Raw genomic sequence first — 26,233 nt, 5'->3', positions numbered from 1 at the left:
GCCGATCTTTCTTTTCAGGAGCACTCATGGCGACCGTTCAAGGAAGTCTGTTACTCGTCTATGCATTGATCGCCATCGTCGCGCTGGTCGTGCTGATCGCGCGCTTCAAGATGAACCCGTTCATCACGTTGATGATGGTGTCGGTGGCGCTGGCGCTGGCCGTCGGCATGCCGGCGACGTCGATTCTCAAGTCGTTCGAAACCGGTGTGGGCGGCACGCTCGGACACATTGCGATCGTGGTCGGTCTCGGTACGATGCTCGGCAAAATGATGGCCGAGTCGGGTGGGGCGGAGCGCATCGCGCGCACACTGATCGCTCTGTTCGGCCCGAAGAACGTGCACTGGGCGATGATGTGCATCGCGTTTCTCGTCGGTCTGCCGGTGTTTTTCGAAGTCGGCTTCGTACTGCTGATTCCGATCGCGTTCAACGTCGCGCAGCGTACGGGCACCTCGATGATTCGCGTCGGCATTCCGATGGTCGCGGGTCTGTCCGTTGTGCACGGTTTGATTCCGCCGCATCCGGCTGCGTTGCTCGCGGTCACCGCGTACAACGCGGATATCGGTCACACGATTTTCTACGCGCTGATCGTCGGTATTCCGACCGCGGCGATTGCCGGTCCGCTGTTCTCGAAGCTGATCTCGCGTTTTGTCGTACTCGACGGCATCAATCCGATGGCGCAGCAGTTCATCGAACAGGACGCGAAGCGCGCGCATCAGGAACTGCCGGGTTTCGGCATCACGTTATTGACGGTGTTGTTGCCCGTGTTGTTGATGCTGGTGGGCAGTTGGGCCGATCTGATCGTGCCGGCCAAAACGACAGCGAACAACGCGCTGCGCCTGATCGGTCACCCCGATATGGCGCTGCTGCTGGCCGTGCTGCTGAGCTTCTGGACCTTCGGCAAAGCGCGTGGCTTTAACCGCGCACAGATCCTCAAGTTCACCAACGAGTGTCTCGCGCCGACCGCGAGCATCACGCTGGTGGTGGGGGCGGGCGCGGGCTTCGGCCGCATTCTGATCGACAGCGGTGCGTCGAAAGCAATCGTCGATGTCGCGACCGGCGCGCATGTGCCGTTGCTGATTCTCGCGTGGCTGGTAGCGGCGCTGATTCGCGTGGCGACGGGTTCGGCGACGGTGGCCATGGCAACGGCCGCCGGCATCATCGCGCCGATCGCCGCAGCGGCGGCCGGCACGGCGGGCGGCGTGCGTCCCGAATTGCTGGTGCTGGCGACCGGCGCGGGTTCGTTGATCCTGTCGCACGTGAACGATGGCGGCTTCTGGCTGGTGAAGGAGTACTTCGGTATGAGCGTGCCGCAAACCTTCAAGACGTGGACGGTTTGCGAAACGATTATTTCGGTGACGGCGCTGGCGTTCACGCTGGGGCTCTCGACCGTGCTTTAAGCCGGTTTGGGTTCAATCGCGGCGCATTGTCTGGACGCGCCGCGGTTTCAAGGTGAACGGCGCCGGTGCGCCTGGGCAAGGTTCAGCGTTGCCGCAAAACGAACGCCGCAATCGCCTCATTCAACGCGTCCGGCGCGTCGCGATGCGGGGAGTGTCCGCAAGCATCGAGTTTGACCAATTCGGCATGCGGCACGCGCTCCGCGATCGTATCGATCTGCGCCATCGTGCCGTAGTTGTCGTCGTGGCCTTGCACCGCGAGCAAGGGCTTGCGGATACCCGCGAGTTCCCCAGCGATGTTCCACTCCCTGAACGCCGGATTCAGCCAGATGTCGTTCCATCCATAGAACGCGGAATCGACGTCGGCGTGATAACGGCCGAGCTTGCTGCGCAGATCAGTGGTCTCGTACAGTTGCCTGGTTTGCGCGATGCTCTCCACTGAAATGTCTTCGACGAATACGTGCGGTGCGATTGCCACGGCGCCCGCCAATGCATCCGGAAACAGCGCCGCATACAGCAGCGTGATCGAGCCGCCGTCGCTATGGCCGATCACCGACATGCGCCTGCGTTCCTGCATGTCGATATCGAGTGCATCGAGCAACGCGGGCAAGGTCTCGCGCGCTTGCGTCGTCATGAAATCGACCGGCCACTTCACTTGATGCGGACGCGGTGTCGAGCGGCCATAGCCGGGACGCGAATACACCAGTCCACGCATGCCGAGCCGCTCGCACAAACGCTGTGGCCAGTCGCGCCACATCGCAATCGAACCGAGTCCTTCATGCAGGAACACGGCGATCGGGGCGTCGCTAGCGACCTCGTTCACCCAGCGATATTCGATACTCAACGGCCCATGCGTCGCTGTGGCGGGAAGTTCGGCGAAGTCGCCATCCGTGGTTGCGGTTGCGGGGTTCTGCATGGATCACCCTATGACTGTTCGCGCAGTTTGAAGCGTTGAATCTTGCCGGTGGCGGTCTTGGGCAGGTCGTCGACAAACACGATATCGCGCGGATACTTATGCGGCGCGAGCCGTTCCTTGACGAAGGCCTTCAACTCATCCGCGAGTATCTCAGACGGCGCGAATTCACGCTGCAACACGACGAACGCGCGCGTCTTGACGAGCCCGCCATGATCCACGCCGACCACGGCCGCTTCCAGCACCGCATGATGCTGCACCAGCACCATCTCCACTTCGACCGGCGACACATACTGACCGCTGACCTTCAGCATGTCGTCGCTGCGGCCCGCATACACATAGCAGCCGTTCGCGAGGCGGCAATACTTGTCGCCGCTGCGAATCCATTCGCCGAGGAAGGTGGCGCGCGACTTCTCGCGATTGCTCCAGTACATCAGCGCCGCGCTCGGCCCCTTGATATACAGATCGCCGACTTCGCCATCGGGCACCGGGTGGCCGGCTTCGTCGCGTAGTTCGACTTCGTAGCCGGGCACGGGGCGCCCCGTGGTGCCGTATTCGACAGCGCCCGCGCGATTGGACAGAAAGATATGCAGCATTTCGGTGGAGCCGATACCGTCGAGAATGTCGCAGCCGAAGTGCGCGGTAAAGCGCTCGCCGATTTCGCGTGGCAATGCTTCGCCCGCCGACGTGCACACGCGCATCGCGACATCGGCGCGCGCGGGCAGATTGGGCGACACGAGCATGCTGGCGTAGAGCGTCGGCACGCCGTAGAAGACGGTCGGCCGATGCCGCACGAGGCGCGTGAAAATCGCGTCGGGGGTGGGGCGCTCCGCCATCAACACGGCGGTTGCGCCGACCGAAAGCGGGAACGTCAGGCCGTTGCCGAGACCGTAGGCAAAGAACAGCTTGGCCGCGGAAAACACCACATCGCTTTCCACGATGCCGAGAATCGGCTTCGCATACAACTCAGCGGTCCAGTACAGATTCGCATGCGTGTGGACCGTGCCTTTCGGCTTACCGGTCGAACCCGACGAATAGAGCCAGAAGGCGATGTCGTCGCAACCGCTCGCGGCCGCTTTGGTGGCAGGCGTGGCGGCGTCGAGCAGATCTTTCAGCAACGGTGCCGATATAGGCTCGCCTGCGGGCGGCTGTGACACGATCAGCTGACAGCCGTCGTGTTCGGCGGTATCCAGCGCTTCCTTGACAGTCGGCAACAGCGCGCCTGATGCGATCACCGCACGCGCATGACTATGCGTAAGCATGTAGACGTAATCGGCGGCGGTGAGCAGCGTGTTGGCCACTACCGGCACGACGCCCGCGTACAGCGCGCCGAGAAAGGCGATCGGCAGCTCGACGGTATCGAGCATCACCAGCAGCACGCGTTCTTCCGGATGCACGCCGAGCGTGCGCAACGCACTCGCGAAGCGCCGGGCGCGTTCTTCGAGTTCGCCGTAGGTCGTGGTGCCGGTGTCGTCGATATAAGCGACCTTGGGCGCGCGCGCTTCATTCAGGTGAAACAGATAGGCTGCGAAATTGAATTGCGCGGGCGGCGGCTCGACCGTCGCGGCGGGCTGACTCGCAGCGGGTTCCAGCAGGGCTTCCATATGTCTCCTCCATCGGGTGAGGGCGGTCCGGCTGTTATGTGCTCATGATCCGCTCGATGCTTGCTTGCCGCTTGTGTGTACCTGGTGCCACTAGGTCGTCGGCAAATTCGTCGCTTGCGTCAGTGCGTCGATTGCCGCGCTCGATGCCTGAACCGCCGAGCGCCGGTGATAGAAACCCAGCGCGCGAATACCGCCGAGTTCTTCGCCGCCGCCCGCGCGCCCCGGGCCGCCGTGCAGCGACATCGACATCACGTTGCCGTGACCGGTCTGACTCTGCTGGACGGCCGGCGAGATCGCATGCACGCGGCCGTGCGAATCGGCGAGTTCCGGCGCGAGCCGGCCGAGATGCGCGTCGTCGTTCGAATAGATCGAGGCGACCAGCGAACCCTGGCCGCGTCGCGCGAGCGCGATGGCTTGGGCTTCGGGCAGGGTGTCGCCGGCGTTGGCGTTTTCATTGAGGACACGATAGGGCGCCACGGTCGCCACCGGTCCGAACACTTCGATATCGTGCAGCAGCGTTGCGGTATCGGGATCGTTGACGACGAACAGGTGAGGCGCGACGCAAGCCGCAATCGTTGCGTCCGCATCGATGAGCGGCACGGCCGAACCGTCATAGGCGAGCACGGCTTCTTCGCGCAGTGCGGCGATGCCGGCCAGCACGTTATCGTATTGCTCGCGGCTCACAAGCGAGCCCATCCGCACCGCTTCGTTGCGCGGATTGCCGACCGTGATCTTCGCCAGTTTCGTTTTGAGCGCTTCGAGCACCGCTTCGAGCGATGCTTCCGGTACGAACGCACGCCGGATCGCGGTGCATTTCTGACCGGACTTCACGGTCATTTCGCGTACCACTTCCTTGATGAACAGCTCGAATGCCGGTGTGTCAGGCGTTGCATCGGCGCAAAGAATCGCGCTATTCAAACTGTCGGCTTCGACATTCAAACGCGCGCCGCGCTGCACGAAAGCCGGATGCGCGCGCAGCGTCGCGGCGGTTTCGGCGGAGCCGGTGAAGGACACCACATCGAATGCCCGCACCTGATCGAGCAGACCCGCCGAGCTGCCGCAGATCACCGACAACGCGCCGGCCGGCAGAATGCCCGCGTCGACCACGTCGGCGACCATGCGTTGCGTGAGCCATGCCGTCGCCGTGGCGGGCTTGATGATCACCGGCACACCGGACAGCAAGGCAGGCGCCGCTTTTTCCCACAAGCCCCACGACGGAAAATTGAAGGCGTTGATAAAGAGCGCCACGCCGCGCGTCGGCGTGAGCACGTGCTGCACGCTGAACGACTGGTCCTTGCTCAACGATACGACGTTACCGTCTCGCAGCGCATGCACGTCGCCGAGCGATGCACCGAGTTTCGCGTAATACGACAGCGTAAAAATCCCACCGTCGATATCGACTGCCGAATCGTTGCGCGTGGTGCCCGAGTTGGCGGTGGCGATCGCGTAGTAGTCGTCGCGCTTCGTTTGCAGTAGCTTGACGATGTCGGCGAGGCGGGCAGCGCGTGCGGAGTAGGTCAGCGCACGCAATGCGGCGCCGCCATTTTCGCGGGCGAAACCGAATGCTTGTGCGAGGTCCAGGCCCTGGCTTGAAACACGCACGAGCGATTCACCCGTGACCGGATCGGTCAGCGTGACGCCTTCGCCGCTGCCTGCGACCCATTGGCCTGCAACGTAGTTCTTCAATAGTTCGATCATGGCGCGGATCTCGCGATAGTCAGGCAGCAGTGAATTCGATGGCGCCTTGCGGCAGCAGATACAGCACCAGCGCCTGACCGTTCGCAACGGTCGGACGATGCGCGCTGCCGGGGCTGTACACGCACCAGCCGGCCGGATGGCCGTCGAAAGTGGCGCCTTCGGTGAGCGGCATGATCAGATCGATCTCGCCGTTTGGATGAATGTGATGTGGACCGGCAATATCCTTCATGTCGACCACATCGACGGAAAAGCCGTGGGTCTCGGGCAGCGCCTTGAAGATGCGGCCATAGCGGATGCCGCCGCCTTCGCGATTGCACAGCCAGCCTTCAGCGACGCCGGTGCGGCAGGCATCCGCGAGTTCGCGGAAGGTCGCGCCGTCGGCCGGATACGTGTCGTTCAGCCACGCGGCCAGCGTGCCGTCGAGTGGCCGGCCGGCGAGTTGCTCCGTGACGCCTGCAATCAGGCGTTGGAAGTCATGTGGGGACATGCGAGCCTCCAGATCAGCGCGCTCACGCACCTTGGTTCATGCGTGTTCGAGCGCCGTCTCCGTTGCGCCGCCGAAAAATCTCGACGACGTTTGTTATTGGATCAATATTTGGCGAAAATTAACCGCTCACTCAGTGCGTGTCAAGCACTATAGTACATGTATCGCAGTCAATAGGTAGTTAAACATGAACCAAAATTACTCTCCCGCACCGCTGGACGAACCGGCCGATGACGACGCAAGCCGCGCGAGTCGGGCCGACAGCGGGGCCGAGCGCGGCGGCGAGCGCGAGGAACGCGATCCTTTTCTGACTGCGATGGGCGAACGCGTGCGCCTGCTGCGCGCGCGCCGCGGCATGACCCGCAAGACGCTGGCGACCGAAACCGGTCTGTCCGAGCGGCATCTGGCGAATCTGGAATCTGGCGTGGGCAATGCGTCGGTGCTGGTGCTGCGGCAGATCGCGGCGACGCTGAACTGCCCGCTGGCCGAGGTGATCGGCGATGAAACCACGGCTTCCGCGGAGTGGCTGCTAATTCGCGAACTGCTGCAAGGGCGCGACCAGGCGGCGTTGCAGCGCGCCCGCGTGGCGCTTGCCGAGATGTTCGCGCAGGCGCCGCGCGACCCGCATCGCAAGGACCGGATCGCGTTGATCGGCCTGCGCGGCGCGGGTAAATCCACCCTCGGCCGGATGCTGGCGCAGGAGCGCAAGGTGCCGTTCGTCGAACTGACGCGCGTGATCGAGCAACTCGCGGGCTGTCCGCCGTCGGAGATTCATTCGCTCTATGGCGCGAGCGCTTACCGGCGCTACGAGCACCGCGCGCTCGAGGCGGTGATTCAGGAGCACGAGCGCGCCGTGATCGCGTCGCCGGGCGGGCTGGTGTCGGAGGCGGGCACCTTCAACGCGCTGCTGTCGCACTGCTTCACGGTGTGGCTGCAGGCCACGCCGGAAGAGCATATGCGCCGGGTGGTCGCGCAAGGCGATCTGCGGCCGATGTCGGGCAACAAGGAGGCGATGGACGACCTGAAGCGCATCCTGGCGGGGCGTAGCGAGCTATACGGCCGCGCCGACATGACCTTCGACACCAGCGAGAAAACGCTCGCCGACGCCTATCTGCAACTGCGCGACCGGCTTGCCGCAAGGCTCGCGGCCGAAACGCCGGACGACACGCGGGTGAGCTGAGAGGCAGTCGCACGCTAGGGGTTTACTAGCGAACATGCACTAAAGTGCTTTACATGAGTGTGACGATGCACTATTGTTCAAAAAACAAGTTTTGCTTCGTCCAGTCAGGAGACGCCCCATGTCCAAAGCAGAAACCGCCGTCGCGCCGGTCGATTACCGCACCGATCCCTCGCAGTACAAGCACTGGAAGCTGACCTTCAACGGCCCCGTTGCGACGCTCGGCATCGATATCGCCGAGGACGGCGGGATTCGTGGCGGCTACAAGCTGAAGTTGAATTCGTACGACCTCGGTGTCGATATCGAACTGCACGACGCGATACAGCGGATCCGTTTCGAGCACCCGGAAGTCAAGACGGTGGTGCTGACGAGCCTGAAGGACCGTGTGTTCTGCTCGGGCGCCAACATTTTCATGCTGGGTTTGTCGACGCATGCGTGGAAGGTCAATTTCTGCAAGTTCACCAATGAAACGCGTAACGGTCTGGAAGACTCGTCGCGTCATTCTGGTCTGAAGTTTCTCGCTGCCGTGAACGGCGCGTGCGCCGGCGGTGGTTATGAACTCGCGCTGGCTTGCGACGAAATCTATCTGATCGATGACCGCTCGTCGTCGGTGTCGTTGCCGGAAGTGCCTTTGCTTGGTGTGCTGCCGGGTACGGGCGGCCTGACGCGCGTTACTGATAAGCGCAAGGTGCGCCACGATCGTGCCGATATCTTTTGCACGGTGGTCGAAGGGATTCGCGGCGAACGCGCGAAGGAATGGCGTCTGGTGGATGAAGTCGTGAAGCCGAACCAGTTCGATCAGGCGATCCAGGCACGCGCACTCGAACTCGCCGCGCAAAGCGATCGTCGGTCGGACGCGCAAGGCGTGACGCTCACGCGTATCGAACGTACCAATCGCGAAGACGGCCTCACCTACAAAACGCTCGACGTCACGATCGATCGTGCAAAACGCATCGCGACGTTCACTGCCAAAGCGCCTCAAACAGAACAACCCACCGACGTCGACGCAATCGTCGCCGCGGGCGGGAACTGGTGGCCCCTGCAGTTTGCCCGCGAACTCGACGACGCGATCCTGTCGATGCGCACCAACGAGCTCGAGGTCGGCACGTGGGTCTTCAAGACCGAAGGCGATGCGCGCAACGTGCTCGCGGCGGACGCGACGCTGATGCAGCACAAGGACCACTGGTTCGTGCGCGAAACCATCGGGCTGCTGCGCCGCACGCTGGCGCGCATCGACGTGTCGTCGCGCTCGCTGTTCGCGTTGATCGAGCCCGGCTCGTGCTTTGCCGGCACGTTTGCGGAACTCGCGTTCGCCGCTGACCGCACGTATATGGCCGCGTTGCCGAGCAATGAAGACGAAGAGCCGGCGATCACGCTGTCGGAAGTCAACTTCGGTCTCTATCCGATGGTCACGCATCAATCGCGCCTTGCACGCCGCTTCTATGAAGAAGCCGGGCCGCTCGACGCCGTGCGCTCGAAGATCGGTCAGGCGATCAAACCGGTCGAAGCCGAACGACTGGGGCTCGTGACCGCGTCGCCCGACGATATCGATTGGGCCGACGAAATCCGCATCGCGCTCGAAGAACGCGCGGCGATGTCGCCGGATGCGTTGACCGGTCTCGAAGCGAATCTGCGCTTCAACGGTCCGGAAACGATGGAAACACGCATCTTCGGGCGGCTTACCGCATGGCAGAACTGGATCTTCAACCGGCCGAACGCAGTGGGCGAGAAGGGCGCGCTCAAGGTGTACGGCAAGGGCAGCAAGGCGCAATTCGACGTCTCGCGTGTTTGACGCGCGTTGGGACGTGCTCAACGCGGCATAAAGAAACGTCTCCTGCTCCGATACGCGCCTCTCACACTTAAGCACTGCTGTTTCCCGTCCGGAAATCGACTAAGGAACCGACCATGTCAACGATCAATTACAGCGAAAAGATTCCGAACAACGTCAATCTCGCCGACGACCGCGCGCTGCAACGCGCGCTCGAACAATGGCAGCCGAATTTTCTGTCGTGGTGGGGCGATATGGGCCCGGAGGGCTCGCATGGCTATGACGTGTATCTGCGCACCGCGGTGAGCGTCGATGCGGGCGGCTGGGCGCATTTCGATCATGTGAAGATGCCGGATTATCGCTGGGGCATTTTCCTCACGCCCGGCGAGCAGGACCGCAAGATTCACTTCGGCGAGCACAAGGGCGAAGCCGCGTGGCAGGACGTGCCCGGCGAGCATCGTGCGAATCTGCGCCGCATTATCGTCACGCAAGGCGATACGGAACCGGCCTCGGTCGAGCAGCAGCGGCACCTGGGTTTAACCGCGCCTTCGATGTACGACCTGCGCAACCTGTTCCAGGTGAACGTGGAAGAAGGGCGTCACCTGTGGGCGATGGTGTATCTGCTGCATCGCTACTTCGGCCGCGATGGCCGTGAGGAAGCCGAAGCACTGCTCGGCCGCCGTTCGGGCGACGAAGACAATCCGCGCATTCTCGGCGCCTTCAACGAGAAAACACCGGACTGGCTTGCGTTCTACATGTTCACCTACTTCACCGATCGCGACGGCAAATTCCAGTTGTCGGCGCTCGCCGAGTCGGGTTTCGATCCGCTCGCGCGTACGACGAAGTTCATGCTGACCGAAGAAGCGCATCATATGTTCGTCGGCGAATCGGGTGTGTCGCGCGTGATCCAGCGCACCGCGCAGGTGATGAACGAACTGGGCACGGATGACGTCGCCAGGATTCGCGCGGCGGGCGTGATCGATCTGCCGACTATCCAGCGCTATCTGAATTTCCATTATTCGGTGACGATCGACCTGTTCGGTGCCGATCATTCGTCCAATGCAGCCACGTTCTATAGCTCGGGTCTGAAGGGCCGCTATGAAGAGAACAAGCGCGACGACGATCATCAATTGAACGGCCAGAGCTACAAGCTGCTCGACGTGCAGGACGGCAAGCTGGTCGAGCGCGAAGTGCCGATGCTCAACGCCATGAACGAAGTGCTGCGCGACGATTACATCAAGGATTCCGTGGCGGGCGTCGGGCGCTGGAACAAGGTGCTCGAGAAAGCCGGTATCGACTTCCGCATGACGGTGCCGCATAAAGCGTTCAACCGGCAGATCGGCACGTTTGCGGGCACCCGTGTGTCGCCGGACGGCCGCGTGGTGAGCGAGACCGAATGGGCCGCCAACGAAGCGAAGTGGCTCGCGACACCGGAAGACCGCGCGTATGTCGCCTCGCTGATGGGTCGCGTCACGGAGCCCGGCAAGTTCGCGAACTGGATCGCGCCGCCGGCGATGGGTGTGAATCGTCAGCCGATCGATTTCGAATACGTGCGCTTCAACTGAGCATAAGCGGAAGAAGTGCACGGACGAAGTGCGCGGCGAACGCATGCGCGGTAATACATGGTGGAGGAAGTCATGAACGGTCCAGTATCGATCGAAGTCCTCAGGCAGCATCTGATCGATCCGGAAATCTGCATTCGCTGCAATACCTGCGAAGAGACTTGCCCGGTCGATGCGATCACGCACGACGAAAACAATTATGTGGTCAAGGCGGATATCTGCAACGGCTGCATGGCGTGCGTGCCGCCGTGTCCGACCGGCGCGATCGACAACTGGCGCACGGTATTGAAAGCCGACGCGTATTCCATCGACGAGCAGTTCACCTGGGACGTGTTGCCGGAACAGAACACGATGGCAGTACCCGCCGCCGATGAAGCGGCAACCGGGGCATCGGGCGACACGCCTGCTGAAGCGAGCGGCATCGAAGTCGATACCGTGCGTGGTTCGGTCGTGCCGCCGTGGTCCGCCGCGAAGCCGTATGTGAATCTCTACACGCATAAGGATCCGATCACGGCAACGGTGGTCGGCAACTACCGGCTCACCGACGGTTCGACCGATAGCGACATTCATCACATCGTGCTCGATTTCGGCTCGATGCCGTTTCCGGTGCTGGAAGGCCAGTCGATCGGCATTCTGCCGCCGGGCTCGACCGCCGATGGCCGCGCGCATCACGCGCGGCAGTATTCGATTGCCAGCCCGCGCGATGGCGAACGCCCTGGCTACAACAACGTCTCGCTGACCGTGAAGCGCGTGGCCCAGGAGCACGGCGATGTGACTGATGGCGTGTGCTCGAACTATCTGTGCGATCTGAAGAAGGGCGACGTGGTCAAGGTAATCGGGCCGTTCGGCGGCACCTTCCTGATGCCGAATCATCCGAACTCGCATCTGTTGATGATTTGCACGGGCACCGGTTCAGCGCCGATGCGCGCGATGACCGAGTATCGCCGGCGGCGCCGTCTGAAAGGCGCGACCGGCAAACTGATGCTGTTCTTCGGCGCGCGCACGAAAGAAGAATTACCTTACTTCGGGCCGCTGACGAATCTGCCGAAGGATTTCATCGATACGAATCTGGCGTTTTCGCGCACGGTGGGGCAGCCCAGGCGTTATGTGCAGGACGTGATGCGCGAACGCGCGGTCGATGTCGCGCACATGCTCAAGGACGACAACACGCATATCTACGTGTGCGGATTGAAGGGCATGGAAGACGGCGTGTTGCAGGCGCTCAAGGAAATCGGCGAACAGCATCAGATGGATTGGGAAGCGCTGTGGGTGAAGCTGAAACGGGAGGGGCGGTTGCATCTGGAGACTTATTGAAACGCTGCGCCTTCAATGGCGTAATGCAATAGCGAAACGGCCCTGCTGCTTCTCACAAGCAGCAGGGCCGTTTTTATCTTGCGGGGTCCGCGCCGTCTTCATGCTGTGCCGGCGACACCGCCCCGCACGCCCGGATCACCAACTGCACGACTTCCTCTGTCGTCGCCTCGAACGCCTTCTGCGACAACGCGCGCTTGCCCTTGAGCGCGCGAATCTGCGCGTCGAAGTCGGCGTAATGCTGGGTGGTTGCCCAGATCATGTACATCAGCGTTTGCGCGTTCACGGGCGCGAGCAGGCCGCGCGCGATCCAGTCGTCGATCACCTTCACCCGGCTGTCGAGCCACGGCTTCACGCGCCCGGTGAGGATGTCCTGCATATGCTCCGCGCCGTGGATGATCTCGCTCGCCCACACCTTCGAGCCGAGCGGCCGGCGGCGCGACAATTCCATTTTCGCGCGCACGTACCCGCCAATCGCTACGACCGGATCGTCGTTGCATTCGAACGTATCGGCGGCGCGATACCAGTCTTCGAACAGATCTTCGAGCACGCGCCGATACAGCGCGAGCTTGGTCGGGAAGTAGTAATGCAAGTTAGCTTTCGGTAAGCCTGCACGTTCCGCGATCATCGCGGTGCTGGTGCCGTCCAGCCCGCGCTCCGCGAAAACCGCCTCGGCGCACGCCAATAAATGCGCTTCATTCGACTCGCGAATGTGCGCCTTGCGCCGCCGCAAAGGTGTGCGGGTTTCGTCGTTTATTTCGTCGCTTTTGGTGATGTCGGCAGCCACGTCGTCGTCTCTCATGTTCGCCCTGAGCGGCATGTGTACCGCGTCGCGCTTCATTCTAGTCGTTTGGACGCCGATGGACACGCGCATTCTCGACGCGCGATAAACGCATGTTGCAACGCAATGGCACGCTTCTCGCTATGTTTCCCACCGTACGAAAAGCATTGATTTGGCGGCTTTAATCGTCTACAACCTGTCCAACTGGACAGGATTGGAAGAGCGGGCGATGCCCCAGGGTTTGCCCTCTGTACAAGAGGCGATCGAAGGCATCGAGTGTGCACCGCCGCCGTGCGGCCACGCCCCAAAACCGCCGCCGATGCACCAGTTTCATGTCGGTTCACCGAAAGGAGCGAGACGAATGAACGCGGTATCCGAAGCGCAGAAGCGCGCCCCGAAGGAAGTCCCCTTGGGGGACTCTGAACCCGCTACATCGATCAAGGTCGATGGCAAGCGGCTGTGGGACAGCCTGATGACGATGGCGAAGATCGGCGCGACGCCGAAAGGCGGAGTCTGCCGCCTGGCGCTGACCGACCTCGACAAAGAAGGGCGCGACCTGATCGTCAGTTGGGCGAAGGAAGCGGGGTGCGCTGTCTCAGTCGATCAGATGGGCAACGTGTTCATGCGCCGCGCCGGGCGCAACCCCGATGCGTTGCCGGTGATGACCGGCTCGCACGCGGATTCTCAGCCTACCGGCGGCCGTTTCGACGGCATTTATGGCGTGCTGGGCGGACTCGAAGTGATCCGCAGTCTGAACGATCACGGCATCGAGACCGAGCATCCGGTCGAAGTAGCGATCTGGACCAACGAGGAAGGCTCGCGCTTCGCGCCGGCGATGGTTGCCTCAGGCGTATTCGCCGGCGTCTTCACGCTGGAATACGGCCTCTCGCGCAAGGACGTGGACGGCAAGACGATCGGCGAGGAACTCAAGCGTATCGGCTATGCGGGCGATCTTCCGTGCGGTGGCCGTCCATTGCATGCGGCGTTCGAATTGCACATTGAACAAGGGCCGATTCTCGAAGCGGAGCAGAAAACCATTGGTGTCGTGACCGATGCGCAAGGTCAGCGCTGGTACGAAATCACGCTGACGGGACAGGAAGCGCACGCGGGGCCGACGCCGATGCCGCGACGTCGCGACGCATTGCTCGGCGCCGCGCGCGTGGTCGATCTGGTCAACCGCATCGGTCTCGACAACGCGCCGTTCGGCTGCGCGACGGTTGGCATGATGCAGGTCTATCCAAACTCGCGCAACGTGATACCAGGGCGTGTGTTTTTCACCGTCGATTTCCGTCATCCGGACGATGCGGTGCTCGCGAAGATGGATGCCGCGTTGCGCGAAGGCGTGGCGGCCATTGCGAGCGGCATCGGTCTGGACACCGAGCTCGAGCAAATCTTTTACTACGCACCGGTCGCTTTCGATGAAGCCTGCGTGAAGTCCGTGCGCGCCGCGGCTGAACGCTTCGGCTATCCGCATCGCAACATGGTGTCCGGCGCGGGGCACGACGCCTGTTATTTGTCGCAAGTCGCGCCGACCTCGATGGTGTTCGTGCCTTGCATCGACGGAATCAGTCACAACGAGATCGAGGACGCCACCTTCGAATGGATCGAGGCGGGCGCCAATGTGTTGCTGCACGCGATGCTGGGGCGTGCATGCGAGCCGGTTTCATAACGCTTCAGCGGTAGCGGTCGATAGCGGTCGATTCACTAGCCTCACCGTAGTGCCCATAAAACATGCCGTCCCGGCTCCGCTCCAGCGCAGCCGGCAGGTACGGCTACGTCCTCACATCGAAGAAGGAACGTGTATGGCCATCAAGCAAACCGGCGACATTGCCGCTCAGCGCCTGTCGCCCGATCAGCTCTCGTGCGAGTTCGCCGACATTGCGCCGTTGCTCGACGCGAGCGCCGCGGCCGCGGCGGCGAGCCGTTGTCACTACTGTTACGACGCGCCCTGCGTGAATGCGTGTCCGACGCAAATCGACATTCCCCGTTTCATTCGCAAGATCAGCAACGGCAATCTGAAGGGTGCGGCCGTCGACATTCTGTCGGCGAATCCTTTGGGTGGCATGTGCGCGCGCGTTTGCCCGACCGAGATTCTTTGCGAGGGTGCTTGCGTGCGCAACCATCAGGACGCGAAGCCGGTGGCGATCGGCGCGCTGCAACGCCATGCGACCGATTGGGCGATGGCGCGCGGCGAGGTGCTGTTCAAGCGCGCGGCTGAAACGGGCCGGCATGTCGCCGTGGTCGGCGCGGGGCCGGCGGGGCTCGCTTGCGCGCATCGTCTCGCGTTGGCCGGTCATCGCGTGACGATTTTCGATTCGCATGAGAAAGCGGGCGGTCTCAACGAATACGGCATCGCCGCATATAAAACAGTCGATGATTTCGCACAGCGTGAAGTGGCATGGCTGTGCTCGGTCGGTGGCATTGAAATCAAACACGGCGTGGCGTTAGGGCGTGATGTGAGCCTCGATGCGTTGCGCCACGAATATGACGCGGTGTTTCTCGCGATTGGCCTGACTGGCGTGCGTGCGTTGGCGATGGAAGGCGAAGACTTGAGCGGCGTCATGAACGCGGTGGATTTCATCGAACAGGTGCGCAGCGCAGGCGACTTCGGCACGGTGCCGGTGGGCCGGCGCGTTGTCGTGATCGGCGGTGGCAATACCGCGGTGGATGCGGCGGTGCAGAGCCACAAGCTCGGTGCGACGTCGGTGACGATGGTGTACCGGCGCGGCGTCGAATCGATGAGCGCGACGTGGGCCGAGCGTGAATTTGCGCAGACCAATGGCGTCACGCTTATTACACATGCAAAGCCGATGCGTTTGATTGGCGAAGGTGGCGCGGTCACAGGTGTCGAATTCGAACGCACGTCGAGCGAAGGCGATCAGGAGCGTTTCGTGGTTGATGCCGACATGGTGCTCAAGGCGATCGGCCAGACGCTGGTGCCGGTCGGTATCGAGCGGGAGCTTTTGACGCTGGACGGCAGCCGTATCGCGGTCGATGCAAACGGGCAGACCTCGCTGCCCGATGTGTGGGCAGGCGGCGATTGCGCGGCGACGGGCGCCGTCGATCTCACGGTGCAGGCCGTGCAGGACGGCAAGGCCGCCGCTGCCGCGATCGACGCTTTGTTCGCCGGTCTGGCGGTCAAAGCCGCGTAGTGGACAAATGAGGGGCAAATAAGCCGACCCTCACACCAGGACAAAAACAGCAGTCCCCAAGGAGCCGAACATGGCCGATTTGCGCTGTACGATTGCCGGCATCACGTCGCCGAACCCTTTCTGGCTCGCCTCCGCGCCGCCGACCGACAAAGCCTATAACGTGAACCGCGCGTTCGAAGCGGGCTGGGGCGGTGTGGTGTGGAAGACGCTGGGCCTCGACCCGCATGTAGTGAACGTCAGCTCGCGCTATGGCGCGGTGCAATGGAACGGTCAGCGCATCGCCGGGCTGAACAACATCGAACTGATTACCGACCGTCCGCTCGACATCAACTTGCGCGAGATCAGGCAAGTCAAACGCGACTGGCCGGACCGCGCGATGATCGTCTCGCTGATGGTGCCGTGCAACGAACGCGACTGGAAATGGATCTTGCCGCTTGTCGAAGACACCGGCGCGGATGCGGTCGAACTGAACTTCGGCTGCCCGCACGGCATGAGCGAGCGCGGCATGGGCGCGGCGGTCGGCCAGGTGCCCGAGTATGTCGAGATGGTCACGCGCTGGGTCAAGGAGGGCACCAGGCTACCGTGCCTCGTGAAGCTCACGCCGAATATCAGCGATATTCGTCTCGGCTCGCGCGCGGCCTACAAAGGCGGCGCGGACGGCGTGTCGCTGATCAACACGATCAACTCGATCGTCGCGGTCGATCTCGACGCGATGTCGCCCTTGCCGATGGTCGACGGCAAAGGCACGCACGGCGGCTACTGCGGCCCGGCGGTGAAGCCGATCGCGCTGAACATGGTCGCCGAAATCGCCCGCGACGTGGAAACGCCGAATCTGCCGATCTCCGGCATCGGCGGCATTTCGACGTGGCGCGACGCGGCCGAGTTCATGGTGCTCGGCGCGGGCAGCGTGCAGGTCTGCACGGCGGCGATGCACTACGGTTTCCGCATCGTCTCCGATCTCGCCGACGGCCTGTCGAACTGGATGGACGAAAAAGGCTACGCGACGCTCGACGACATTCGCGGCCGCGCCGTGCCGAACGTCACCGACTGGAAGTACCTGAACCTCAAATACGACATCAAGGCGCGCATCGACCAGGACAAGTGCATCCAGTGCGGCCTGTGCCATATCGCCTGCGAAGACACGGCGCACCAGGCGATCATGAAAGAAAAAGATGGCGTCCGGCATTTTGAAGTGATGGACTCCGAATGTGTCGGCTGCAATCTGTGCATGCACGTGTGTCCGGTCGAGCAATGCATCACGATGGAGCGCGTGGACAACGGCGAGTACGCGAACTGGACCACGCATCCGAACAACCCGTCGCGGGTGGATGCCGGGGAGAGCGAAACGGCAGAAACGACAGAATCCGCCGAGCACGCACATGCTCATGCGGCAGCGGCGAAAGCAGCCTGAAACATGAAGCCCGTATAAAAACGATGCGCTTGTACTGAACCCTTGTTTCCCCCCAAAGGCCTGACGCGCCACCAGAAGATGCACAGGCCTCAACGATCCAGTGGAGATCTTTCGATGAAGCAGACAGCGCAACCCGTCGAACCGCACTTTGCGGCCGGCGCGCAGGGCAGCAGTCTTTACAACGACGACCTTGCGCCGACCGGCGCCGCGCAGCGCACATGGAGGTGGTACCACTTCGCCGCGCTCTGGGTGGGGATGGTGATGAACATTGCGTCGTACATGCTCGCCGCCGGCTTGACGGAGGAGGGCATGTCGCCGTGGCAGGCGGTGGTGACCGTGCTGCTCGGCAATCTGATCGTGCTGGTACCGATGCTGCTGATCGGTCATGCGGGCGCGAAGCACGGCATTCCTTATGCGGTGCTGGTGCGTTCGTCGTTCGGCACGCAAGGGGCAAAACTACCGGCGATGCTGCGGGCGATCGTCGCGTGCGGCTGGTACGGGATTCAGACATGGCTCGGCGGCAGCGCGATCTACACGCTGCTGAACATTCTCACCGGCAACGCGCTGCACGGCGCGGCCTTGCCGTTTCTCGACATCTCGCTCGCACAGCTGGCGTGTTTTCTCGTTTTCTGGGCATTGCAGATCTATTTCATCGTGCACGGCACCGATTCGATCCGCTGGCTCGAAAGCTGGTCCGCGCCGATCAAGATCGTGATGTGTATCGCGCTGGTGTGGTGGGCGACCTCGAAAGCGGGCGGCCTTGGCACGATGCTGTCGGCGCCGTCGCAGTTCGTCGCCGGCGGGAAGAAAGAAGGACTGTTCTGGGTAACGTTCTGGCCGGGGCTCACGGCGATGGTCGGTTTCTGGGCCACGCTCGCATTGAACATTCCGGACTTCACGCGCTTTGCCAAATCGCAACGAGACCAGATCGTCGGTCAGTCGATCGGCCTGCCGGTGCCGATGGCGCTGCTCTCGGTGATTTCGGTCGTGGTGACGTCGGCTACCGTGGTGATCTACGGCAAGGCGATCTGGGACCCGATCGATCTGACGAGCCGCATGACCGGCATCGGTGTCGGTCTCGCGCTGATCATCCTGACGCTCGATACGATGTCCTGCAATCTCGCGGCGAACCTGGTCGGCCCCGCCTATGATTTTTCCAGCCTGTGGCCGAAGGGCATTTCGTATCGCGCGGGCGGCATGATTACCGCGACGATCGCGATCGTGATGATGCCGTGGAAGATTCTCGCCACCACGCAAGGCTATATCTTCACGTGGCTGGTCGGTTACTCCGCGTTGCTCGGGCCGGTGGCCGGCATTCTGATGGTCGACTACTTCCTGATTCGCGGCACCCGCCTCGACGCGCGCGAACTGTTCGACGAAAACGGCGAGTACAGCTACACGGGCGGGTGGAATATCGGCGCGGTGGTCGCATTGCTGGTCGGCGTGCTGCCGAATCTGCCGGGCTTCCTGCACACCGCGTTTCCGGCATCGTTTCCGAATGTGCCGGCGTTTTTCAATACGCTTTACACGTATGCATGGTTTGTCGGACTCGCGTTGGCGTCGATCGTATATAGCGCCTGGATGAAGTTCAGTAAGGGACCGAGTGCGAGAGTGGCGAGCGCATGACACGAGCGCATGCAGCAAGCACATGCAGCAAGCGAAGTACGTAGCACCGAACCCAGCAGTTGATAAGGAGGCGGCAACATGACGACCCTGATTCGCGGCGGCACGGTTATCGACGCGGAGCGCACCTATCGTGCGGACGTGTTGTGTGCGGACCCGCAAGACGGCGGCACGATCCTGCAGATCGGCGCGGACCTCGAGGCGCCCGCGGGCGCCTCGATCGTCGATGCGGGTGGGCAGTATGTAATGCCCGGCGGCATCGATCCGCATACGCATATGGAATTGCCGTTCATGGGCACCACGGCTAGCGACGATTTCTATACCGGCACGGCGGCTGGTTTATCCGGCGGTACGACCAGCATCATCGATTTCGTGATTCCGAGCCCGAAACAGCCGTTGATGGATGCGTTCAAGGAATGGCGCGGCTGGGCCGAAAAAGCGTCGGCCGATTACGGCTTTCACGTTGCGGTGACATGGTGGGACGATTCGGTCTATCGCGACATGGGCACGCTGGTGCACGAACACGGTGTATCGAGCTTCAAGCACTTCATGGCCTACAAGAATGCAATCATGGCCGACGACGAAGTGCTGGTGAACAGCTTCTCGCGCTCGCTCGAACTCGGCGCGCTGCCCACCGTCCATGCGGAAAACGGTGAACTGGTGTTCCAGTTGCAGCGTCAGTTGCTTGCAAAAGGCTTTAAAGGTCCGGAGGCGCATCCTTTGTCGCGGCCGCCTGAAGTGGAAGGCGAGGCGGCCAATCGCGCGATCCGCATCGCGCAAGTGCTGGGCGTGCCGGTTTATATCGTTCACGTGTCGGCCAAGGACGCAGTCGATGCCATCGCGCGCGCTCGCAGCGAAGGCCTGCGCGTGTTCGGCGAGGTGCTGCCGGGGCACCTGGTGATCGACGAGGCGGTGTATCGCGATCCCGACTGGACCCGGGCGGCGGCGCACGTGATGAGCCCGCCGTTCCGTTCCGCCGAACATCGCGAGGCATTGTGGCGTGGTTTGCAAGCGGGTCAGTTGCACACCACGGCAACCGACCACTGCGTATTCTGTGCGTCGCAGAAGGCAATGGGCCGTGAGGACTTCACGAAGATCCCGAACGGCTGCGGCGGTGTCGAGGACCGGATGGCGGTGCTCTGGCATCACGGCGTGAATTCGGGGCGTCTCACGCCGAACGAATTCGTGCGCATCACGTCGACCAACGCCGCGCAGATTTTCAACCTGTATCCGCGCAAAGGCGCGGTGCAGGTCGGCGCGGATGCCGACTTGGTGGTTTGGGATCCGGCTGCGAGCAAAACCATTTCGGTGAAGACGCATCATCAGAAGGTCGACTTCAATGTGTTCGAAGGCATGACGGTGCAGGGCGTGGCAATGCATACGCTCACGCGCGGCGCGCTTGCATGGACCGACGGCGAGTTGCGGGCGGAGCGCGGCGCGGGGCGTTATCTGAAGCGGCCGCCCAATCCGGCTTACTTCGATGCGATCCGGGTTGCCAACAAGCTGAAGGAGCCGCATCCGGTGGAGCGGTAAGCTGTTTGCAACCAAACGGGCGACCCTGGTGTCGCCCGTTTCTTCACGCCGTGCGCTCGCCGCGGCGACACATCTCTCGCGTTTTCCCCGATGGCGCCCGGCACGTGTTCCGTGTTGCGATGCATGCCGCATCTGTCTTATCTGCTGTAGAGTCTATTTCCATGTCGCATAAGATGCCTTGACTGTCCGCTTAGCACGCAAGCGCATATTGATCGGAAACCTGATCCTTTGTAAAAACACAGACCGTTTGCTACAGTCCGGCCACTCTGCCGGGCTCGACGGTCGGCGGAAAGTGCCGAACACAAGACCAGGCAACCGACCTGGCAAACTTTACGGAGCCACCTGATGAAGTCGATTCGTTCTATCCTGCTGATCGCGCTGCTGCAAGCGGTGACCCTGAGCCCGGCATTCGCCGCCGAAGGCCTCGCGCAGATCAAATCCGCCGGCGTATTCAAAATCGGCACCGAAGGCACCTATGCGCCGTTCACATATCACGACGAATCCGGCAAGCTGACGGGCTTCGACGTCGAGATCGGCACGGCGATCGCGCAGCGTCTCGGCGTCAAACCGCAATTCGTCGAAGGCAAGTGGGACGGCCTGATCGCGGGCCTCGACGTGAACCGCTACGACGCGGTGATCAATGAAGTCGCCGTCACTGACGCACGCAAGGCCAAATACGATTTCTCGGACCCGTACATCACGTCGCACGCGGCGCTGATCGTGCGTTCCGACAACACCACGATCAAGACCTTCGACGACCTGAAGGGCAAGAAGTCGGCCAATACGCTGACCAGCAACTTCGGCAAGATTGCGGCCGCGCATGGCGCGGAGGTGATCCCCGTGCAGGGCTTTAACGAATCGATCGATCTGCTGACATCGGGCCGAGTGGATGCGACCGTCAACGATTCGTTGTCTTTCCTCGACTTCAAGAAGCACAAGCCGGATGCGAAGGTGAAGATCGCCGCGCTCGATACGTCGTCCGACGGCAGCGACAAGTCCGCGGTGCTCATCCGCAAGGGCAACCCGGAGTTGCAGGCGGCGATCAACAAGGCGCTCGCGGACATCAGGAAGGACGGTACCTACGAGAAGATCTCGCAGAAGTATTTCGGCAAAGACGTCTCCCAATAAGCGTCATCTGCGAGTCTGAATCATGCCGGCCTGGTTGCATTTGATGGCGCAGTCGCTGTGGCCCCTGCTGTATGCGGGGCTCGTGTTCACCGTGCCGCTGACGCTGGCATCCTTCGCGATCGGGCTTGCGCTCGCGTTCATCATCGCGCTGGTCCGGCTGTTCGGACCGCAGTGGGCAGTGGCGATCGTGCGCTTCTACGTGTGGTTGTTTCGCGGCTCGCCGCTGCTCGTGCAACTGTTCGTGATCTTCTATGGACTGCCCAACGTGGGCATTGTGCTCGATCCGCTGACGGCGGCGATCATCGGCTTTTCGCTGAACGTCGGTGCGTACAACTCCGAAGTGATTCGCGGCGTGATCGAATCGATTCCGAAAGGGCAGTGGGAGGCGGCGTATTCGATGGGGATGACGCGTGCGCAGGCGCTGCGCCGCGCGATCCTGCCGCAAGCGGCGCGCGTTGCGCTGCCGCCGTTGTCGAATTCGTTCATTGCGCTGGTGAAGGACACTTCGTTGGCCGCCGTGCTGACCGTGCCTGAAGTATTTCAGGCCGCGCAGCGGATCGCGTCGGTGACCTATGAACCGCTGATTCTCTATACCGAGGCCGCGCTGGTTTATCTGGTGTTCAGTTCGGTATTGTCGTCGGCGCAAGTCAGGCTCGAGCGCAAGTTCGGTCGCCACGCACTTTTCCAGGCAGGCAACTGATGATCCGACTGGAAAAAATCGACAAGTATTTCAGCGGCCACCGGGTACTCGATTCGGTGGATTTGCATCTGGCGCAGGGCAACGTCACCGCGTTGATCGGACCGTCGGGCAGCGGCAAGAGCACGCTGTTGCGCTGCGTGAATCTGCTGGAAATTCCCGAGGCCGGCACGCTCGAGCTCGGCGATCAGCGGCTCGAATTCAGCCGCGAGCACAAACCGTCACGTGAGGCAGTGCTGACGATTCGCCGCCGCACTGGCATGGTGTTTCAGAACTTCCAGCTGTTTCCGCATCTGACCGTGCGGCAGAACGTGATGGAAGGCCTGTTGACCGTGCTGAAATGGGACAAGGAAAAAGCCCGCGCACGGGCGGACGAATTGCTGGAGAAGGTCGGCATTGCGCACAAAGCGGACGTGTGGCCCGCGACGCTTTCCGGTGGGCAGCAGCAACGTGTGGCGATTGCGCGGGCGTTGGCGCCGTCGCCGGAAGTGCTGTTGTGCGACGAGCCGACGTCGGCGCTGGACCCCGGCCTCGCCGCGGAAGTGGTGGAAGTGCTCAAGCAACTCGCCAAAGAAGGCATGACGATGCTGATGGCGACACACGACTTACGGCTCGCCGCGACGATTGCGCGTGACGTGGTGTTTCTGAATAACGGCGTGGTGGTGGAAGCGGGCGCTTCGCGCGACGTCTTCATGCGCCCGCGTGAAGAGGAAACGGCGCGTTTCGTTTCGACGCTCACGCACAGTCTGCCTGACGAGTGGACCGCATGAAACCAACCGGAAGGCTGGACCTGAGAGAAAGACGTTTCGCCCGCCGGCCGGTTTGATGAAGTACCGCCACGGCGCGCGCAGCGCCGCCGGAAGCATGACTGCCTTGTCACTCACGCAAAATGTGCGAGGGCACAGATTCCAGATGCACCACTGCCTCCTCCAAGCCAGGGGACCCGCTTAAGAGCTGGCGGTGTAAAGCCGCTTTCTTTTGCCTACTTTTCTTTGCGGCAGGCAAAGAAAAGTAGGTGCTCCCCCGCACAGGGGGAACGCTAATAAACCAAAAAGAAAGCAAGGAAAGGCCACCACCGTAGGCAAACAGAAGAAAGGCCAAAGAAGCCAGAGCAAGGAAAAACCAGCAAAAAATCAAACAACAGCCTGCTCAACTTCCCCATTCAAAGCAACCTCAAAAAACCGCCCCTGCGCGGCGACATCACACCGGGCGTAAGCCCGATTAACCCCACTAATAACAGCTCGAATAGAAGCGGTAACCAGATTGGCGTCGATCCCAACCCCAAACGCGCTACCCGCCACATCGGCCCCGGCCATCTCAGCAACAGCGACAGCCCGAGCATCGGCGCCCTGAGCCAAGGCTCGCTCTTCATAGTGCTGAATCCGCATCGGCACCCCCATCGCATGCATCAGCGCGTCGAGAGGCCCGTTGCCCTCTCCAGCGAGAACGCGCCGCGAGCCGTTAATCTCGACTGTGAGCTTGATATGTTCGCGATCGCCTCGCTCAGACAGGCTATGCCCAACATACCGCACCGGCGCATCGCTCTTAACATACTCCTGCTGAAACAACGCCCATATCTGGGAAGGCGTCACCTCAGAACCACTATCGTCAGTCAACCGCTGCACAGCGGAGCTGAAATCCACTTGCAAGCGCCGCGGCAACACCACCCCATAACCCTGCTCGAGCAGATAGGCAATCCCACCTTTACCAGACTGGCTATTCACCCGAATAATTGAATCGTAGGTACGCCCAAGATCGCCAGGATCGATCGGCATATAAGGCACTTCCCAGATGGTGTCGGGTTTTTGGGCGGCAAAGCCCTTCTTGATAGCATCCTGATGCGAGCCGGAGAAAGCGGTGAACACCAGATCGCCCACATAAGGATGACGCGGATGCACCGGCAACTGCGTGCATTCCTCAGCAGTACGCGCGACTTCGTTGATGTTCGAAAAATCGAGACCCGGATCGACACCTTGCGTGTAGAGATTCAAAGCGAGCGTCACGAGATCCACATTACCAGTGCGCTCGCCGTTACCGAACAAACATCCTTCGACACGATCGGCTCCAGCCATTACAGCGAGCTCGGCGGCGGCCACCGCGGTGCCGCGGTCGTTATGCGGATGCACGGAGACGATCAACGAATCCCGTCGTGCGAGATTGCGGTGCATCCATTCGATCTGGTCCGCGTAGACATTCGGCGTAGCCATTTCGACCGTAGCGGGCAAGTTGACAATCGCTTTGTGCTCGGGCGTCGGTTGCCAGATATCGAATACCGCATCGCACACTTCCTTCGCGAATTCGAGTTCGGTACCACTGAATACTTCCGGGCTGTATTGCAGCGTGAAGTGGGTTTCCGGCGCGGCGTCGGCGAGACGCTTCATCGTGCGCGCGGCATTTTGTGCGAGCTCTTTCACGCCGCTCTTTTCCAGGCCGAACACGATGCGGCGGAATTCAGGCGCGGTCGCGTTGTACAAATGGACGATTGCGCGCGGCGCGCCACGCAGCGATTCGAAGGTGCGTTCGATCAGATCGTCGCGCGCTTGCGTCAAGACTTCGATGGTGACGTCGTCGGGAATATGGCCGCCTTCGATCAACTCGCGCACGAAATTGAAGTCGGTTTGCGAGGCGGACGGAAACGCGACTTCGATTTCCTTGAAGCCGATCTGCACCAGCGTTTTGAACATGCGCATCTTGCGTTGCGCGTTCATTGGCTCGAACAGCGCCTGATTGCCGTCGCGCAGGTCGGTGCTCATCCAGATCGGCGCGCGCGTGATGGTGCGCGACGGCCACCGGCGGTCCGTCAAATTGACGGGTTTGAACGATCGGTATTTGGCTGCAGGGTTTTTCAACATTTTCATCATCCTGGGTTTCGACAAAGCTGGGTAGTCGACCGGACGACGAAAAAGACAAAAGCATAGCCGCCGGTCGGGAACCGGGGCTGGGTCAGTTACTGGGGAATTGAGCGGTGCTTCAGGTGTATCAGACGGAAGCGCGCAGCAGCAGACCTAGCCCGGTAGAGCGGGCTAGTAGTAGCGATAGGATGGTCTGGGCGCGGTACATAGTGCGCAATGGGACCACATTATCTGGATGGCGTCAAGCTCGGGGCGCGGCAATCCCAGCTTACTTCGGTTTCACGAACCGCAAGGTCATGCGATCCGATTCGCCGATTGCCGCATATTTCGCTCGATCGGCGTCGCCGCCCTCGTACGTGGGCGGCAGCGACCACACGCCGTTCGGGTAGTTTTTGGTGTCGCGCGGATTGCTGTTCACTTCGCTCTGGCCGAGCAATTCGAAGCCCGCCGCGCGCGCATGTTCGATCACATAGGTTTCGGTCACGTAACCGGTGTCGATGGTCTGCTGCAACGAGGTGCCCGGCGCCGCGCGATGTTCTTCGACGCCGAGGATGCCACCCGGTTTCAGCGCCGCATAGAAGGCGCGCAGATTCGCGTCGATCTGGCCGTCCTTGATCCAGTTATGGATATTGCGGAACGTCAGCACCCGGTCGACGCTGTTATCCGCCGGGAAACCGCTGAATTGGCCCGCTCGCAGCGTGCCGACCACCACGTTGCCGTAGACGGCGGGCGTGGCCGCCAGCTTGCGCGCGAATGCCGCTCGTCCCGCCTGTTCTTCTTCCGCCGCCGACGCGAGCGGGCTGTCGTATTGCGCTTCGTATAACTTGCCGTGGTCGTGCAGATAGGGCGCAAGGATGTCCGTGTACCAGCCGCCGCCCGGCGCGATCTCGAGCACGCTCTGCGACGGCGCGACCTCGAAGAATTGCAGCGTCTCCTTCGGATGACGGTACACGTCGCGTGCGCGGGCCTTATCGCTGCGCTGCGCGCCGGAAATCGCGGCGTCGAGCGAAACCGGATCGGGCGCGGCCGACGGTGTCGACACTGTCGGTGCGGCGCATGCTGCCAGCAGCAGCGCGGCGCTCAATGCCGCAAGCGTCTGACGCCGCGCGCGGGCTTTGGAGGTGGAGTGGGCGTTCATGATCCCT

At 61.9% G+C, this 26,233-nt stretch carries 20 protein-coding genes; 13 read left to right on the top strand and 7 right to left on the bottom strand.

Features of this window, described 5'->3' with window-relative positions:
* Positions 1 to 26: 26 nt before the first annotated feature.
* Positions 27 to 1,397 (top strand): GntT/GntP/DsdX family permease, encoded by a 1,371-nt coding sequence (locus AC3WOG_RS14555; protein ID WP_492578655.1) that lies wholly within the window; start codon positions 27 to 29, stop codon positions 1,395 to 1,397.
* Between the two features lie 82 nt (positions 1,398 to 1,479).
* Here AC3WOG_RS14555 and AC3WOG_RS14550 read toward each other — a convergent pair whose 3' ends face one another.
* The 4 genes from AC3WOG_RS14550 to AC3WOG_RS14535 all read right to left on the bottom strand — a co-directional run bounded on the left by AC3WOG_RS14550 (position 1,480) and on the right by AC3WOG_RS14535 (position 6,096).
* Positions 1,480 to 2,310 (bottom strand): alpha/beta fold hydrolase, encoded by an 831-nt coding sequence (locus tag AC3WOG_RS14550; protein WP_492578654.1) that lies wholly within the window; start codon positions 2,308 to 2,310, stop codon positions 1,480 to 1,482.
* A gap of 8 nt (positions 2,311 to 2,318) precedes the next feature.
* Entirely contained in the window at positions 2,319 to 3,911 is a 1,593-nt protein-coding gene (locus tag AC3WOG_RS14545) for a benzoate-CoA ligase family protein (protein ID WP_492578653.1), read from the bottom strand.
* A gap of 90 nt (positions 3,912 to 4,001) precedes the next feature.
* Positions 4,002 to 5,609 (bottom strand): 3,4-dehydroadipyl-CoA semialdehyde dehydrogenase, encoded by a 1,608-nt coding sequence (locus tag AC3WOG_RS14540; protein ID WP_492578652.1) that lies wholly within the window; start codon positions 5,607 to 5,609, stop codon positions 4,002 to 4,004.
* Between the two features lie 19 nt (positions 5,610 to 5,628).
* On the bottom strand, positions 5,629 to 6,096 hold the full coding sequence (locus AC3WOG_RS14535) for a DUF4863 family protein (RefSeq protein ID WP_492578651.1): 468 nt from the start codon (positions 6,094 to 6,096) through the stop codon (positions 5,629 to 5,631).
* Positions 6,097 to 6,280: 184 nt separating this feature from the next.
* On the opposite strand from AC3WOG_RS14535, the gene AC3WOG_RS14530 reads away from it, so the two are divergent.
* The 4 genes from AC3WOG_RS14530 to boxA all read left to right on the top strand — a co-directional run bounded on the left by AC3WOG_RS14530 (position 6,281) and on the right by boxA (position 11,914).
* The gene (locus AC3WOG_RS14530; RefSeq protein WP_492578650.1) at positions 6,281 to 7,273 is read left to right on the top strand and encodes a helix-turn-helix transcriptional regulator; all 993 of its coding nucleotides are present in this window, start codon (positions 6,281 to 6,283) and stop codon (positions 7,271 to 7,273) included.
* A gap of 118 nt (positions 7,274 to 7,391) precedes the next feature.
* Complete coding sequence (boxC, locus tag AC3WOG_RS14525; protein ID WP_492578649.1) at positions 7,392 to 9,062, top strand: 2,3-epoxybenzoyl-CoA dihydrolase; 1,671 nt, start codon at positions 7,392 to 7,394, stop codon at positions 9,060 to 9,062.
* Between the two features lie 113 nt (positions 9,063 to 9,175).
* On the top strand, positions 9,176 to 10,603 hold the full coding sequence (gene boxB / locus AC3WOG_RS14520; protein WP_341314949.1) for a benzoyl-CoA 2,3-epoxidase subunit BoxB: 1,428 nt from the start codon (positions 9,176 to 9,178) through the stop codon (positions 10,601 to 10,603).
* 72 nt (positions 10,604 to 10,675) lie between these two features.
* Positions 10,676 to 11,914 carry a benzoyl-CoA 2,3-epoxidase subunit BoxA gene (gene boxA, locus AC3WOG_RS14515; RefSeq protein WP_492578648.1) on the top strand — a complete coding sequence of 413 codons (1,239 nt, stop codon included), beginning with the start codon at positions 10,676 to 10,678 and terminating at the stop codon, positions 11,912 to 11,914.
* 73 nt (positions 11,915 to 11,987) lie between these two features.
* On the opposite strand, the gene AC3WOG_RS14510 is transcribed toward boxA, so the two are convergent.
* Positions 11,988 to 12,752: a TetR/AcrR family transcriptional regulator gene (locus AC3WOG_RS14510; RefSeq protein ID WP_492579807.1), complete on the bottom strand. Its 765-nt coding sequence runs from the start codon at positions 12,750 to 12,752 to the stop codon at positions 11,988 to 11,990.
* 301 nt (positions 12,753 to 13,053) lie between these two features.
* Here AC3WOG_RS14510 and AC3WOG_RS14505 point away from each other — a divergent pair, with 301 nt between their 5' ends.
* From AC3WOG_RS14505 to AC3WOG_RS14470, 8 genes are all read left to right on the top strand, one after another.
* Positions 13,054 to 14,361 (top strand): Zn-dependent hydrolase, encoded by a 1,308-nt coding sequence (locus AC3WOG_RS14505; protein WP_492578647.1) that lies wholly within the window; start codon positions 13,054 to 13,056, stop codon positions 14,359 to 14,361.
* Positions 14,362 to 14,494: 133 nt separating this feature from the next.
* Positions 14,495 to 15,844 carry an NAD(P)-dependent oxidoreductase gene (locus AC3WOG_RS14500; RefSeq protein WP_492578646.1) on the top strand — a complete coding sequence of 450 codons (1,350 nt, stop codon included), beginning with the start codon at positions 14,495 to 14,497 and terminating at the stop codon, positions 15,842 to 15,844.
* A 70-nt stretch (positions 15,845 to 15,914) separates the two neighbouring features.
* Entirely contained in the window at positions 15,915 to 17,255 is a 1,341-nt protein-coding gene (gene preA / locus AC3WOG_RS14495) for an NAD-dependent dihydropyrimidine dehydrogenase subunit PreA (protein ID WP_492578645.1), read from the top strand.
* 114 nt (positions 17,256 to 17,369) lie between these two features.
* A complete protein-coding gene (locus AC3WOG_RS14490) occupies positions 17,370 to 18,881 on the top strand; it encodes an NCS1 family nucleobase:cation symporter-1 (RefSeq protein WP_492578644.1) in 1,512 nt (503 codons plus the stop codon).
* Positions 18,882 to 18,959: 78 nt separating this feature from the next.
* Entirely contained in the window at positions 18,960 to 20,411 is a 1,452-nt protein-coding gene (hydA, locus tag AC3WOG_RS14485; protein WP_492578643.1) for a dihydropyrimidinase, read from the top strand.
* A 345-nt stretch (positions 20,412 to 20,756) separates the two neighbouring features.
* Positions 20,757 to 21,539 (top strand): amino acid ABC transporter substrate-binding protein, encoded by a 783-nt coding sequence (locus tag AC3WOG_RS14480; RefSeq protein ID WP_492578642.1) that lies wholly within the window; start codon positions 20,757 to 20,759, stop codon positions 21,537 to 21,539.
* A gap of 22 nt (positions 21,540 to 21,561) precedes the next feature.
* Positions 21,562 to 22,239, top strand: coding sequence for an amino acid ABC transporter permease (locus tag AC3WOG_RS14475; protein WP_492578641.1), 678 nt, complete (start codon positions 21,562 to 21,564; stop codon positions 22,237 to 22,239).
* Positions 22,239 to 23,006, top strand: a complete 768-nt coding sequence (locus tag AC3WOG_RS14470; protein WP_492578640.1) for an amino acid ABC transporter ATP-binding protein — start codon at positions 22,239 to 22,241, stop codon at positions 23,004 to 23,006. The genes AC3WOG_RS14475 and AC3WOG_RS14470 overlap by 1 nt, the downstream gene beginning before the upstream one ends.
* Positions 23,007 to 23,369: 363 nt before the next feature.
* Here AC3WOG_RS14470 and leuA read toward each other — a convergent pair whose 3' ends face one another.
* Positions 23,370 to 25,088, bottom strand: coding sequence for a 2-isopropylmalate synthase (leuA, locus tag AC3WOG_RS14465; protein ID WP_492578639.1), 1,719 nt, complete (start codon positions 25,086 to 25,088; stop codon positions 23,370 to 23,372).
* 268 nt (positions 25,089 to 25,356) lie between these two features.
* Positions 25,357 to 26,226 carry a class I SAM-dependent methyltransferase gene (locus tag AC3WOG_RS14460; RefSeq protein WP_492578638.1) on the bottom strand — a complete coding sequence of 290 codons (870 nt, stop codon included), beginning with the start codon at positions 26,224 to 26,226 and terminating at the stop codon, positions 25,357 to 25,359.
* Positions 26,227 to 26,233 lie beyond the last annotated feature (7 nt).

The organism is Paraburkholderia sp. FW306-02-B, from assembly GCF_058782725.1.
The sequence above is the reverse complement of the archived record's forward strand: the minus strand, read 5'-3'. Positions and strand labels throughout refer to the sequence as shown.

Bases quoted from the DNA above. Each gene is read 5' to 3' on its own strand.
- AC3WOG_RS14555 (WP_492578655.1), top strand. From the start codon at position 27: ATGGCGACCGTTCAAGGAAGTCTGTTACTCGTCTATGCATTGATCGCC.
- AC3WOG_RS14550 (WP_492578654.1), bottom strand. From the start codon at position 2,310: ATGCAGAACCCCGCAACCGCAACCACGGATGGCGACTTCGCCGAACTT.
- AC3WOG_RS14545 (WP_492578653.1), bottom strand. From the start codon at position 3,911: ATGGAAGCCCTGCTGGAACCCGCTGCGAGTCAGCCCGCCGCGACGGTC.
- AC3WOG_RS14540 (WP_492578652.1), bottom strand. From the start codon at position 5,609: ATGATCGAACTATTGAAGAACTACGTTGCAGGCCAATGGGTCGCAGGC.
- AC3WOG_RS14535 (WP_492578651.1), bottom strand. From the start codon at position 6,096: ATGTCCCCACATGACTTCCAACGCCTGATTGCAGGCGTCACGGAGCAA.
- AC3WOG_RS14530 (WP_492578650.1), top strand. From the start codon at position 6,281: ATGAACCAAAATTACTCTCCCGCACCGCTGGACGAACCGGCCGATGAC.
- boxC (WP_492578649.1), top strand. From the start codon at position 7,392: ATGTCCAAAGCAGAAACCGCCGTCGCGCCGGTCGATTACCGCACCGAT.
- boxB (WP_341314949.1), top strand. From the start codon at position 9,176: ATGTCAACGATCAATTACAGCGAAAAGATTCCGAACAACGTCAATCTC.
- boxA (WP_492578648.1), top strand. From the start codon at position 10,676: ATGAACGGTCCAGTATCGATCGAAGTCCTCAGGCAGCATCTGATCGAT.
- AC3WOG_RS14510 (WP_492579807.1), bottom strand. From the start codon at position 12,752: ATGAAGCGCGACGCGGTACACATGCCGCTCAGGGCGAACATGAGAGAC.
- AC3WOG_RS14505 (WP_492578647.1), top strand. From the start codon at position 13,054: ATGAACGCGGTATCCGAAGCGCAGAAGCGCGCCCCGAAGGAAGTCCCC.
- AC3WOG_RS14500 (WP_492578646.1), top strand. From the start codon at position 14,495: ATGGCCATCAAGCAAACCGGCGACATTGCCGCTCAGCGCCTGTCGCCC.
- preA (WP_492578645.1), top strand. From the start codon at position 15,915: ATGGCCGATTTGCGCTGTACGATTGCCGGCATCACGTCGCCGAACCCT.
- AC3WOG_RS14490 (WP_492578644.1), top strand. From the start codon at position 17,370: ATGAAGCAGACAGCGCAACCCGTCGAACCGCACTTTGCGGCCGGCGCG.
- hydA (WP_492578643.1), top strand. From the start codon at position 18,960: ATGACGACCCTGATTCGCGGCGGCACGGTTATCGACGCGGAGCGCACC.
- AC3WOG_RS14480 (WP_492578642.1), top strand. From the start codon at position 20,757: ATGAAGTCGATTCGTTCTATCCTGCTGATCGCGCTGCTGCAAGCGGTG.
- AC3WOG_RS14475 (WP_492578641.1), top strand. From the start codon at position 21,562: ATGCCGGCCTGGTTGCATTTGATGGCGCAGTCGCTGTGGCCCCTGCTG.
- AC3WOG_RS14470 (WP_492578640.1), top strand. From the start codon at position 22,239: ATGATCCGACTGGAAAAAATCGACAAGTATTTCAGCGGCCACCGGGTA.
- leuA (WP_492578639.1), bottom strand. From the start codon at position 25,088: ATGTTGAAAAACCCTGCAGCCAAATACCGATCGTTCAAACCCGTCAAT.
- AC3WOG_RS14460 (WP_492578638.1), bottom strand. From the start codon at position 26,226: ATGAACGCCCACTCCACCTCCAAAGCCCGCGCGCGGCGTCAGACGCTT.